The sequence below is a fragment of the Pseudomonas sp. efr-133-TYG-5 genome, from assembly GCF_030209175.1.
Lineage (GTDB): Bacteria > Pseudomonadota > Gammaproteobacteria > Pseudomonadales > Pseudomonadaceae > Aquipseudomonas.
This window is the reverse complement of the sequence record NZ_JARVSM010000010.1, coordinates 301,454-314,040: the sequence shown is the minus strand read 5'-3', so window position 1 is coordinate 314,040 and position 12,587 is coordinate 301,454. Positions and strand designations below refer to the sequence as shown.

Genomic DNA, 12,587 nt, shown 5'->3' with positions numbered 1-12,587 from the left:
AACCCCTGTTACCGCCGTGAAAGGGCGGTGTCCTAGGCCACTAGACGAAGGGGACACACTACAACATTCACTCCCTGCTGCGTTTCGCTGTGTGCTTTACGCTGCAAGTGGCGCGCATTCTATGGATGGATTGGGAGGTCGTCAACCCCCTGATATAAATTTATTTAAATCAATGACTTCGACCTGCTTTGCGCGGCCATTCGGGCTTTTCCGCTGCCCGACGATTGACGCCTATATTCCGCCACTCGCCAAGGCGCTATAGTCCACCGCAGAGGTGATGGCAATCTGCACCCCAAGCGCCAGCATTTATATAAGCAGGCCCGCGGCCGATACAGATTCAGCTTCGCCGATCCAAACCCGTCGAGCGGCGCTAGGCTCCTATAGGCCGAGCCACTACACTCGCACGCGAACCCTATAAAGAGGTCTTACCGGTGACACCACTCATGATCACCCTGCTAGTCATAGCCGGGATCGCAATTTTGATCGCCATTGGCTACATGAACCATGTGGTGGAAAACAACAAGCTGGAGAAGGCCCGCACCAAGGTCGAACTCAACGACCGCCTGCGCCGCTGCGGCGAGCTCACCGAGACGTTCCCCGGCCAGTTCATGACTCCGGCCCTCAAGCTGCTGCTGACCCGCCTCGAACTGAACGTCTGCCAGCGCCTGCTGAACCTGGAGAAGACCAGCGCTACCACCAAGGCCCGCATCACCGAACTGAGCGCTCTGGTCGCCCAGGGTGAATCCATCCCGGTCAACAACCCGCCAGCGCCGATCCAGACCGAAGCCAAGGCCAAGGACGTCCGCTTCCTTCTGGAAGCCCTGCACGGCCAGATCACCCGCGCCACCCAGGACGGCTTCCTGCTTCCGAACGAGGCCAAGCACTGGATTCGTGAAGTCCGCCACATCCTGGTCCTGCTGCATATCGAATTCTTCAACAACCTCGGCCAGCACGCCCTGCAACAGAACCAGCCGGGCCAGGCCCGCCTCGCCTTCGAACGCGGCGTGCAATACCTGCGCAAACAGCAGGACCCGCAGATCTACGCCGAACAACTGCAATACCTGGAAAAACTCCTCGCCCGCGCCAACGCCCAGGTCATGGACAAGATCGCCCCGGTCGAGGGCGAAGAAAACCAGCTGACCGCCGGCCTCAAAGATGTCGAAGCCGATGCGGACTGGAAGAAGAAAGTGATCTACGACTGATTGCCGAAGCCGAAAAAAACCACCGCAAGGTGGTTTTTTTTGGCCTGCCGATAGCGGCGGCAAAAGATCGCAGCCTGTGGCACCTCCAGCAGCTCGGCGTAGCGCTGCGGGGAAGGCGTTGGCCGGCATGACGCTATCGCCAGCGAGCCGGCGCCTGCAAAAGCTGCATACCTGCGCGACGGCACCCGCGGCGACGCGGTTTGAACACAGGCCGGATCAAAGCCGGAAGTGCCCCACCATCCCCCGCAACTCGCCCCCCAACTGCGCCAGTTCGACACTGGAAGCCGCATTCCCCTGCATCGCCAGCGACGACTGATCCGCACTCGCGCGAATACTGGTGACACTGCGGTTGATTTCCTCGGCCACCGAACTCTGTTCTTCGGCCGCCGCCGCAATCTGCTGATTCATCTGCTGAATCAGGGAAACCGCCGTGGCAATACTGCCCAAGGCGCTCTCGGTCTGCAGCGCATCGCTGACCGCCAGTTTCACCAACTCGCCACTGCTCTGAATCTGCTGCACCGATGCCTGCGCCGCTGCACGCAAGGCGCTGACCAGGCGTTCGATTTCTTCGGTCGACTGCTGGGTACGCCGCGCCAGCGCCCGCACTTCATCGGCGACCACCGCAAAGCCGCGCCCCTGCTCCCCGGCCCGCGCCGCCTCGATGGCGGCGTTGAGTGCCAGTAGATTGGTCTGCTCGGCCACACTTTTGATCACGCTGAGGACCGTGCCGATGTTCTGGATCTCGGCGCTGAGGCTTTCGATACTGGAGCTGGCCGAAGTGGCCGAATCGGCCAGTTGCTCGATCCGCGCCATGCTCTGGCGCACCACCTGCTGACCGCTCTCGACCTTGTCATCGGCGGTCTGCGCCGCCAGCGCCGCCTCTTCGGCATTACGCGCGACATCATGCACGGTCGCAGTCATCTGGTTCATGGCCGTGGCGACCTGCTCGGTTTCTTCCTTCTGGCTGCTGACTTCGAGGTTGGTCTGTTCGGTTACCGCCGACAGCGATTGCGCCGAGCTTGCCAGTTGCTCGATACCGGCCTGCAAACCGCTGACGATGGTGCTCAACCCCGCGCCCATCTGCTGCATGGCCAGCATCAACTGGCCGATCTCGTCGCGTCGGTTCACTTCGATCGTAGCGCTCAAGTCACCGCCAGCAATCCGCTGCGCAACCTCGATCACGCTGCGCAATGGCGCGACGATCAAGCGAGTAATCAGCCATGCCGCAATCAAGCCGACCAGCAGCGCCAGCGCCGACGAGCCGATAATCAGCACCGAGTTCTTTTTCAGTTCGGCCTGCATCGCCGCGTCCTGCGCGACATAGGCCTGATCGACCCGCTCCACCACTTCGGCAGCGCGCTGATGCAATTGCTCGTAGACGGTTTTTTCCTGCGCCAGCAACCCGGTGTACTCGGCGAGTTTGTCGTTGAACCCGGCGATATGCCCGGACACCTCGTTGAGCACGGTCAGGTAACCCTCGTCCTTGACGGTCGACTTCAACTGTTCGGCCTGCGCCTGGGCCTGCGCCGCCTGCTCGATATTGCCTTTGCCGGCGCTGTCGGCATCGCCCTTGCGGCTTTGATCCAGGCGCACACGTGCTTCGTTCATGGCTTGCAGCATCAGCCGGGAAACCTGGCTGACCTGGCTGGCTTGCTCGATAAACTGCGCGCCATCCTTGCCTTCGGTGTCCTTCAGGGTATACGCACCGTCGTCCGCCAGCCCGGCCTGCAATACGTCAAGGTTGTTGGCCACGCTGGACACCGACCAACTGGCCATTTCCAGCGCCAGATCCTTGGCCTGGGTCAGCGAGACGAACTCATCGAACGCCTTGCGGTACGCGCCCAGCGACTGCTCGACATCGTTCATCACCGGCACATTCGCCGAGGATTGCGCCTTGAGCTGGTTGGCCAGGGCAATCAGCCCGTCCACCCCTTCGTGCAGGGCATCGGCGGTTTTCGGGTTGCCGTGCAGGGCATAGTCCTGCTCCAGCAATCTCACCTTGAGCAAACCGCTGTTGAGCGAGGACATCTGCTTGAGGCCGTCGAAGCGCTGACTGATGGTTTGCAGGGACCAGACACCGATGGCTGCCACCAACGCGGTCAAGAGCAGTACCAGCACAAACCCGATACCCAGTTTTTTTGCCATACCGAGGTTGGCAAAACGTCCTTGCATGGCCGAAATCATTGCGCGTAGTCCCCTGCCATTGTCTGTTGACGAAGAGTCGCAACGGCCATGAAGCAGCACAAGTCTCTGGCGTCGGAATAATGGCAAAAAGCTACGGTCGCGTCGTTTTCAGAACACTTGAGGTCGATCCGAAGTGCTGCTGCGAAAGAACTGCCGGGCCCGGGGATCACAGGCATAGGCCACGTTGATGCGCTGCCAGTCACTGGCCTCGCCGCTGGGGCTGAACGTGGTCGAGCACGGCAACGACACCCCGCAGCGCTGGGCCTGACGGCGCAGGCGCAGATCATCGCCAGAAGGCGAGCGGGCCCAGATGAACAGTCCGCCGGTCGGCTTGCCGAACACCTCCCAATCGGCGTCTTCCAGCGCCTGCAACGCTGCCGCCCGGTCGGCGTTCAAGCGCTGGCGCTGGCGTTGCACCAGCTTGCGATAGGCGCCACTGGCCAAGAGGTTGGCCAGCACCGCTTCGCAGAAGCGCGATGCGCCGAGGCTGCTGATCATTTTCACCTGCGCCAGGCGCGCGACAATGCCGGCATCGGCGTGAACGAAGCCGACCCGCAGCGAACTGCTCAGGGTCTTGGAGAAACTGCCGACGTAGATCACCCGCTCAGCGTCATCCAGCGCGGCGAGGCGTACCCCGCCGCCATGGTGCAGGTCGGCGTAGACATCATCCTCGATCAGGCGCAGATCATGCTGCCTGCTCAATTGCAGGATGCGCTGGGCCACCGCGGGTGTCAGGCAACTGCCGGTGGGATTATGGTGATGGCTGTTGATGAACAACGCCGCCGGGCGGAACTGTCGCAGCAGGCCTTCCAGGGCATCGGTGTCCGGCCCGCTCGGCGTGCGGCGCACTTCGAGCATGCGCACGCCATGCAGGCGCAACAGCTCGAACAGCGGCGCATAGCCCGGCGTTTCCACCACCACGCAGTCGCCGGCGCGGAACAGGGTCCGCACAATCAGGTCCAGGGCATGACTGGCGCCGGCGGTGGTCAGCAGGTGTTCGCCGGTGCAGTTGATATCCAGCTGTTTCAGGCGCTTGACGATCTGCGCCCGCAGCACCGGCAGCCCCAGCGGTGTGCTGTAGCCGAACAGGCTGGTCATGTCCGTGCGCGCCACCTGACGGATCGCATAGCTGAGGTCATCGGGTTCACGCCAGCTCTCGGGCAGACTGCCGCCACCCAGTGACAGCGCCCCGCCCGCCTCACCAGACGGCTCGCGGCCGGTGCATGGCAGCGCATCGCAATCCCTGAGCGGCCGGGCAGCGCTGGCGACGACAAACCCCGAGCCCTGGCGAGCGGCAAGAATGCCCTGCGCCACCAGCCGCTCGCAGGCCTCGAACACCGCCGATTGACTGAGCAGATTGCACCGCGCGATGTGGCGAACCGAGGGCAGGCGCGTGGCCGGGGGAAAGTCGCCTTGCTGGATCCACTCGGTCAAGCCATCAACAATCTGTTGTACGACCGGCACCATTGCCTGTCGATCAATTCTCAATTCCATGAGCAAGCAAACTCCTGTTCGTTTTGCTGGCGGCAGTAAATCACAGCCGGCTCGATCAGGCTGTGCGACAACGCCGTCAAAACCGCGAGTTCTAAACATTTGAAACACAATCGCCGGCCGAGCGCGGAGCGGCTGCCGCAAAAATAAAAAGCCCGCACGAGGGCGGGCTTTGCGAAGACCAACCCGCCTGGCGTCAGAACGCGGTCACGCCGCCGTCGACGGCCAGCGAATGCCCGGTGGTGAACGCGGCACCGTCGCTGCACAGGTAAAGCACCGCACTGGCGATCTCCTCGACCTTGCCGATCCGCCCGACCGGGTGCATGGCGTTGGCGAATTCGCCCTTCTTCGGATCGGCTTCATAGGCACGACGGAACATGTCGGTGTCGATCACCGCCGGACACACCGCATTGACGCGGATTTTTTTCTTCGCGTACTCGATCGCGGCCGACTTGGTCAGGCCGATCACCGCGTGCTTGGAGGCCGCGTAGATGCTCATTTTCGGTGCTGCGCCGAGGCCGGCCACCGAGGCCGTGTTGACGATCGCACCGCCACCCTGGGCCAGCAGCAAGGGCAACTGATACTTCATGCACAGCCAGACGCCCTTGACGTTGACTCCCATGATCGCGTCGAACTCGTCCATCGAGCCTTCGGCGAGTTTGCCCTTCTCGATTTCGATGCCGGCGTTGTTAAAGGCGTAGTCCAGACGGCCGTAGGTATTGATCACCTCATCCATCAGATTTTTCACTTCGCTTTCGACGGTCACGTTACAACGGACGAAGGTCGCTTCACCGCCGGCCGTACGAATCAGCGCTACGGTCCCCTCGCCCCCGGCGGTATCCAGATCGGCCACCACCACCTTCAGACCTTCGGCGGCGAATGCCTGGGCGGTCGCGCGGCCGATACCGTTGGCCGCGCCGGTGACTACGGCGACCTGGCCGGAAAACGTCATGCTCATTGTTATGTCCTCGAACGAATGAAAGCAGGGGGGAATTTCACCGTTACAGCATAGCCACAGCGCCCTGCCCCACGGCAGCACTATCAAATGGCCGTTTGCCCAGCCATGAATCACAGTGATAAACACCCGGCACGCACTATCACCGCACTGGATCAGCCTGCATTCGCCGGGTCAGCCGTGCTTGCGGCATTGGCAACGAAGGTCTATCAACAAGGTTTCATTCAGCTTGAGTGCCTGTCATGACCAACCAGACCAATCGCCAGTTCCTGCTCGCCAAACGCCCGGTGGGCGCCGCGACCCGCGAGACCTTCACCTTTCAGGAGGTCCCGGTCGGCGAGCCGGCGGCCGGACAGATTCTGGTCAAGAACGAATACCTGTCCCTCGACCCGGCCATGCGTGGCTGGATGAACGAGGGCAAGTCCTACATCCCGCCCGTCGGCATCGGTGAAGTCATGCGTGCGCTGGGCGTAGGCAAAGTCATCGCGTCGAACAACCCGGGGTTCGCGGTCGGGGACTACGTCAACGGTGCGCTGGGCGTGCAGGATTATTTCCTTGGCGAGCCGCGCGGCTTCTACAAGGTCGATCCGCAACTGGCGCCATTGCCGCGCTATCTGTCGGCACTGGGCATGACCGGCATGACCGCTTACTTTGCCCTGCTGGACGTCGGCGCCCCCAAGGCCGGCGACACCGTGGTGCTGTCCGGCGCGGCTGGCGCAGTGGGCAGCATTGCCGGGCAGATCGCCAAGCTCAAGGGCTGCCGCGTGGTGGGGATTGCCGGTGGCGCCGACAAGTGCCGGTTCCTCATCGATGAACTGGGTTTCGACGGTGCCATCGACTACAAGAGCGAGGACGTCGTGGCCGGCCTCAAGCGCGAATGCCCGAAAGGCGTCGATGTGTATTTCGATAACGTCGGCGGCGACATCCTCGACGCCGTGCTGAGCCGCCTGAACCTCAAGGCCCGCGTGGTGATCTGCGGCGCCATCAGCCAGTACAACAACAAGGAAGCGCTCAAGGGCCCGGCCAATTACCTCTCGCTGCTGGTCAATCGGGCGCGGATGGAAGGCTTCGTGGTCATGGATTACGCCGCGCAATTCGCCGCCGCCGGCCAGGAAATGGCCGGCTGGATGGCCAAGGGGCAGCTCAAGAGCAAGGAAGATATTGTCGACGGGCTGGAGACCTTCCCGGAGACGCTGACGAAACTGTTCAGCGGCGAGAACTTCGGCAAGCTGGTGCTGAAGGTCTGAGCCCTTGGTGCAGGCGATAAAAAACCCGTGGGGGCAAATTCGCCCCCACGGGTTTTCGTACGCTGCTTATGCCAGCTCGGCGACGACGGCAGCCAACGCTTTGGCCGGATCCGCCGCCTGACTGATCGGACGGCCGATCACCAGGTAGTCGGAACCGGCATCCAGCGCCTGACGCGGGGTCAGAATGCGGCGCTGGTCGTCCTGGGCACTGCCCGCCGGACGAATACCCGGCGTCACCAGTTGCAGCGACGGATGCGCGGCTTTCAACGCGGTGGCTTCCAGCGCCGAACAGACCAGGCCGTCCATCCCGGCCTTCTCGGCCAGAGCGGCCAGACGCAGCACTTGCTCCTGCGGTTCGATGTCCAGGCCGATCCCGGCCAGATCCTCACGTTCCATGCTGGTCAGCACGGTCACGCCGATCAACAGCGGCTGCGGGCCGCTGCGCTTGTCCAGTTCTTCACGGCAGGCCGCCATCATGCGCAGGCCACCGGAGCAATGCACGTTGACCATCCACACGCCCATCTCGGCCGCCGCCTTGACCGCCATCGCGGTGGTGTTGGGAATGTCGTGGAATTTCAGGTCGAGGAACACCTCGAAGCCTTTGTCACGCAGGGTGCCGACGATTTCTGCGGCGCAGCTGGTGAACAGCTCCTTGCCCACTTTGACCCGGCACTGTTTCGGGTCCAACTGGTCGGCCAGCTTCAGCGCGGCGTCACGAGTAGGGAAATCCAGGGCGACGATGATAGGAGTCTGGCAGGCGGACATGGGTGGGCTCTCAGGCAAGTCGAAATCGGCGCGCATTGTAGCGGAACCGGTGGCGGCGCGGCACCCGATGATCGGTAAATCGTGCCGCCGGACGTGATCAGCATAGCGTTCGAAGCTATTGTGTCGACTTCGATACACAGCCGACACGCCGACAACATGCACCCGCGCTAGCCTCGCCAGCCGCAACATGTCCTTACAGCAGCCCTTCCCGCCTCACGGCCGGACGCCTATGCTGAAACCACAACCTCGCAGCCTATCTTTGTGGTTGGCGGCCTACTGGCAGATGAACAGCCCCATGCACAACACCCAAGCCTCCGTGAACGAAGAGCAGAAAGACGACAAGCGCTGGAGCGTCCGGGCGCTGATCGTCGACGATGACGTGCCGATCCGCGAGCTGATGATCGACTATCTGGCGCGCTTCAACATTCACGCCAGCGGCGTCACCGACGGCGCGGCCATGCGCCAGGCGATGCAGGCCGAACACTTCGACGTGGTGGTGCTCGACCTCATGCTGCCCGGCGAAGACGGTCTGTCGCTGTGCCGCTGGCTGCGTGCCGAATCGGACATTCCGATCCTGATGCTCACCGCCCGTTGCGAACCCACCGACCGCATCATCGGCCTGGAACTGGGCGCCGACGACTACATGGCCAAGCCATTCGAGCCGCGCGAACTGGTGGCGCGGATCCAGACCATCCTGCGCCGGGTGCGCGACGACCGCACCGAGCAGCGGGCAAACATTCGCTTCGACAACTGGCGCCTGAACAGCGTATTGCGGCAACTGATCGCCGACGATGGCCTGGTGGTGCCGCTGTCCAACGCCGAATTCCGCCTGCTCTGGGTCTTCATCGAACGCCCGCGCCGGGTGCTCAGCCGCGAACAGTTGCTGGATGCAGCCCGTGGCCGCTCGATCGAAGCCTTCGACCGCAGCATCGACCTGCTGGTATCGCGGCTGCGACAGAAGCTCGGCGACGACCCGAAGGCGCCGCAACTGATCAAGACCGTGCGCGGTGAAGGCTATCTGTTCGACGCCCGGGACATCGGCTGATGCGAGCGCGCTTCGACACGCTGTTCGGCCGCCTCTTCGGCGTGCTGTTGGTGGCGATTGTCCTGGCGCACTTGCTGGCCTTTGCCTGGTTCCGTCTCTACGGCCCGCCGCCACCGCCACCACCGCCGCCGTTCGCGGAAAACTTCAACGGCCAGCCGCCGCCGCAAGATCCGCGCTTTGCCCCACGCCCGCCGCGCCCCTGGTTTGGCGGGCCGCTGGTGCCGCTGACCTTCCAGTTCATCTCGCTGATTATCGCTGCCTGGTACGGCGCCAAGCTGCTGACCCGGCCGATCCAGCGCCTGAGCGATGCCGCCGAACGTCTCAGCGAGGACCTCAACAGCCCGCCGCTGGACGAATCCGGCCCGCGCGAAGCCAGGCAGGCCGCGTACACATTCAACCTGATGCAACAACGGATTCGCGGCCAAGTGCAGCAACGCGCGCGCATGCTCGGCGCGGTGTCCCACGACCTGCGTACCCCGCTGTCGCGCCTGAAACTGCGCCTGGAGCAGATCGACGACGAGAAGCTGCAAGGTCAGATGCGTCAGGACCTGGACGACATGATCGGCATGCTCGACGCCACCCTGACCTACCTGCACGAGCAGCGCACCAGCGAAGCCGTGCAACTGATGGATGTACAGGCGCTGGTCGAATCGCTGTGTGAAAACGCCCAGGACCAGGGCGCCGATGCCCAGGTCAGCGGGCATTGTGCACCGCTGCCGGTACAGCCCATGGCCCTGCGCTCGTGCATCAACAACCTGCTGGATAACGCCCTGCGCTATGCCGGGCAGGTACGCATCGAACTGCAGGATCAGCGGGAACAGTTGCTGATTCGCGTCATCGACCACGGCCCGGGCATTGCCGCGGATCAACGCGAGGCGGTGTTCGAACCGTTCTTTCGCCTGGAAGGCTCGCGCAACCGCAATTCCGGCGGCGTAGGTCTGGGCATGACTATCGCCCGTGAAGCCGCGCAGCGCCTCGGCGGCCAGTTGAACCTCGAAGACACGCCCGGTGGCGGACTGACTGCGATCATCCGCCTGCCCCGCGGCTGAGATCCGCGCTTGTGTAGCGTCCGGTACAAACGGCCTATACCCACGACAACTTGCCCCTTGAGGCTGCACAAGCCGGGACACTCACCGGTTCTACAGTCCAAGGAGCGAGCCCATGATCGGTAGCGTCAGCAACTACACGAGCTATACCAGCACCAGCAGCACCACCACGCAAAATGCACGCAGCCAGCAGCTGCAAAAGCAGCTGTTCGCCAAGCTCGACAGCAACGGCGACGGCGCGGTGGATCAGGACGAACTGAGCAGTGCTCTGTCGCAGAAAGCCAATGACGGCCTTCTGGTCAGCCTGAGCAAACAATTCGGCGACCTCGACAGCGACTCCAGTGGCAGCCTCAGCGCCGAAGAAATGACCGCCATGGCGCCACCTCCACCGCGTCCCGGCGATCAGGCCCCCAACACCGACCTAGCCGACGCCCTGATCAGTGCGCTGGACAGCGACGGTGATGGCGCGATCAGCAACGATGAACTGAGCAGCGGCCTGACCAGTGCCGGCAGCAGCGCCGACAGCAACGAAGTCTTCTCGGCCCTGGATAAAAACAAGGACGGCGTCGTCAGCCAGGACGAACTCAGCGCCAGCCTCCCCCCACCGCCACCGCCCCAGGTGTCCAGCGATGAACTGTTCGGCCAACTCGATAGCGATGGCGACGGCAACGTCAGCGCCAGCGAACTGAGCAGCGCCCTGCAAACCGCCGCCAGCAGTTCCTCGACCGATACCGACACCAGCGCCGCCTTGCTCGAAGTGCTGGACAGCGACGGCAGTGGTGGCGTCAGCAGCGACGAACTGAAAGCCGCCCTGCATGCCGGGCGCGAACGCCCGACCGACGAAACAAACACCAGCACCTCCCAAACCACCCGCGAAGCGCTCAACCGCATGATTGCCAACCTGAGCAAACAGTATTCACTCGATAACACCGCGTCGGTGGGCAAATACCTGAACGTAGCAACATGAGCCCGCCGAACGAGTAACGATCAATCCCGAACAGGAACGATCAAAACCAACGCGCCCGCTGCGGGAGCTGCGCAAAGGTATGGATCGATTGGACAAACCAGCAAAGATCGCAGCCTTCAGCAGCTCCTGCCGCGCGCATTGAATACGCTGAAAGAACCAGTTCGGCCGTCCGGCAAGCGAAAACCAGACCGCTGCACCACCAGGATGAGCGTTAGCTCGACAAAGCTCTTGATCTTGATCCACCCGCCCCTTCGGAAGGCTGAGTGGAGGTGTGCATCCGGGGATGGGCGCGCAGCGCCGTTTGGCGAAGCCGAACCCGTCGACGAAGTCGATGCCCCCGGATGGACACCGGAGCGAAGGAACCCCGAGCCCGCGAGGGGCCGAACGCCGGGGCGAGCGTTTTTTTGCTTACTTTTTTGAGGCGTTTGTCAAAAAAGTGAGTCGCCGTAAGGGCGAAACCCTAAGCCGCCGTTACCGAAGCAACGGATATACACACCGAACAAACCAAAACCTGGTCGGCCCAGAGGCCGCCAAGACCAACCCAAACACCAAAACCAAGACCAAGACCAACAAAAAGCTCAGCGCCGATCCTCTACCCGCCCCTGGCTCTTGCTCCAATCCGTCAACAAACTATAAGCCACCGCCAACAACGTCGGCCCGATAAACAACCCGATAAACCCGAACGCAATCAACCCGCCAAACACCCCCAGCAGGACAATCACCAGCGGCAGATTGCCCCCGCGGCTGATCAGGTACGGCTTGAGCACGTTGTCCACGCCACTGATGATGAACGTCCCCCAGATCCCGAGAAACACCGCCATCCCGTACTCGCCCTTCCAGGCCAGCCACGCCGTGGCAGGAATCCACACCAGTGGCGGGCCCATCGGAATCAGGCTGAGCAGAAACGTCACGATCCCCAGCACCAGCGCACCCGGTACCCCGGCGATAAGGAAGCCGATCAGCGCCAGGAGCGCCTGCGCGGCCGCCGTGCCGATGACCCCGTTGACCACCCGCTGCACGGTGCCGGCCACCAGTTCGATGTAGTACCCGGCGCGGTCGCCGATCAAACGCTGCAGCAGGCCGTGCACGAACGCGGCAAGACGTGGCCCGTCACGGTAGAAAAAGAACACGAAGACAATGCTCAGGGTCAGCTCGAGGATCCCCCCGCCGATCTGCGCACTGCGCGCCAGCAGCCAGTTGCCGACCTGCCCCAGATAAGGTTTGACCGCCACCATCATGGCCGCGCCCTGCTGGTCGATACTGTTCCAGATGCCCACCAGCCGTTCGCCCACCAGCGGCACGCCACCAAGCCAGGCCGGCGCCTCCGGCAGTCCATCGACCTGCACGTCCTTGATGAATGCCGTGGCATCGCGCACATGGTCGGCCAGGTTGAAGCCCAGCCATACCAGCGGCGCCGCCACCAGCAGCATCCAGCCTACGGTCAACAGCAGCGCCGCCAGCGATTCGCGGCCATTGAGCCAACGGGTCAGCAGACGCATCAGCGGCCAACTGGCGAACGCCAGCACCGCCCCCCAGAACAGCGCCGACCAGAACGGCGCCATCACCCAAAGACTGGCGCCGAACAGCACCAGCAGGAGGATCTGCACCAACAGCCGATCGTTATTGAGCATGTAGGGTCTCGAAAAAGTCAGTCAGCCAAAGAGTAGGCGAACACGCGGTGCGTG

General features: G+C 62.9%; 10 protein-coding genes and 1 pseudogene. 5 read left to right on the top strand and 6 right to left on the bottom strand.

From position 1 onward, the window contains the following. The first annotated feature begins 443 nt into the window (after nt 1-443). Nucleotides 444-1,202 carry a hypothetical protein gene (locus tag QRN70_RS27610; RefSeq protein WP_285420997.1) on the top strand — a complete coding sequence of 253 codons (759 nt, stop codon included), beginning with the start codon at nt 444-446 and terminating at the stop codon, nt 1,200-1,202. Between the two features lie 216 nt (nt 1,203-1,418). On the opposite strand, the gene QRN70_RS27945 is transcribed toward QRN70_RS27610, so the two are convergent. The 4 genes and pseudogenes from QRN70_RS27945 to QRN70_RS27595 all read right to left on the bottom strand — a co-directional run bounded on the left by QRN70_RS27945 (nt 1,419) and on the right by QRN70_RS27595 (nt 5,835). After that, nucleotides 1,419-2,282 carry a methyl-accepting chemotaxis protein gene (locus tag QRN70_RS27945; protein ID WP_502941684.1) on the bottom strand — a complete coding sequence of 288 codons (864 nt, stop codon included), beginning with the start codon at nt 2,280-2,282 and terminating at the stop codon, nt 1,419-1,421. Then, nucleotides 2,280-3,347, bottom strand: a pseudogene (locus QRN70_RS27940) (HAMP domain-containing protein); the annotation flags it as partial. The pseudogene QRN70_RS27940 and the gene QRN70_RS27945, both read right to left, overlap by 3 nt. Nucleotides 3,348-3,494: 147 nt before the next feature. Beyond that, nucleotides 3,495-4,880, bottom strand: coding sequence for an aminotransferase-like domain-containing protein (locus QRN70_RS27600; protein WP_285420995.1), 1,386 nt, complete (start codon nt 4,878-4,880; stop codon nt 3,495-3,497). Between the two features lie 193 nt (nt 4,881-5,073). Then, complete coding sequence (locus tag QRN70_RS27595) at nt 5,074-5,835, bottom strand: SDR family oxidoreductase (RefSeq protein ID WP_285420994.1); 762 nt, start codon at nt 5,833-5,835, stop codon at nt 5,074-5,076. Nucleotides 5,836-6,074: 239 nt separating this feature from the next. Between QRN70_RS27595 and QRN70_RS27590 the strand changes: the two genes are divergently transcribed. Beyond that, entirely contained in the window at nt 6,075-7,079 is a 1,005-nt protein-coding gene (locus tag QRN70_RS27590) for an NADP-dependent oxidoreductase (protein ID WP_285420993.1), read from the top strand. Nucleotides 7,080-7,145: 66 nt separating this feature from the next. Here the strand turns inward: QRN70_RS27590 and pyrF are convergent, their stop codons facing one another. After that, on the bottom strand, nt 7,146-7,844 hold the full coding sequence (gene pyrF / locus QRN70_RS27585; protein WP_285420992.1) for an orotidine-5'-phosphate decarboxylase: 699 nt from the start codon (nt 7,842-7,844) through the stop codon (nt 7,146-7,148). A gap of 295 nt (nt 7,845-8,139) precedes the next feature. Between pyrF and QRN70_RS27580 the strand changes: the two genes are divergently transcribed. From QRN70_RS27580 to xopAW, 3 genes are all read left to right on the top strand, one after another. Beyond that, the gene (locus QRN70_RS27580) at nt 8,140-8,889 is read left to right on the top strand and encodes a response regulator (RefSeq protein WP_285420991.1); all 750 of its coding nucleotides are present in this window, start codon (nt 8,140-8,142) and stop codon (nt 8,887-8,889) included. Further along, entirely contained in the window at nt 8,889-9,938 is a 1,050-nt protein-coding gene (locus QRN70_RS27575; RefSeq protein ID WP_285420990.1) for a sensor histidine kinase, read from the top strand. Before QRN70_RS27580 ends, QRN70_RS27575 begins: the two co-directional genes overlap by 1 nt. Before the next feature lie 112 nt (nt 9,939-10,050). Next, nucleotides 10,051-10,902: a XopAW family type III secretion system calcium-binding effector gene (xopAW, locus tag QRN70_RS27570; RefSeq protein WP_285420989.1), complete on the top strand. Its 852-nt coding sequence runs from the start codon at nt 10,051-10,053 to the stop codon at nt 10,900-10,902. 578 nt (nt 10,903-11,480) lie between these two features. Here the strand turns inward: xopAW and QRN70_RS27565 are convergent. Continuing rightward, nucleotides 11,481-12,533 carry an AI-2E family transporter gene (locus QRN70_RS27565; protein ID WP_285420988.1) on the bottom strand — a complete coding sequence of 351 codons (1,053 nt, stop codon included), beginning with the start codon at nt 12,531-12,533 and terminating at the stop codon, nt 11,481-11,483. Nucleotides 12,534-12,587: the final 54 nt, after the last annotated feature.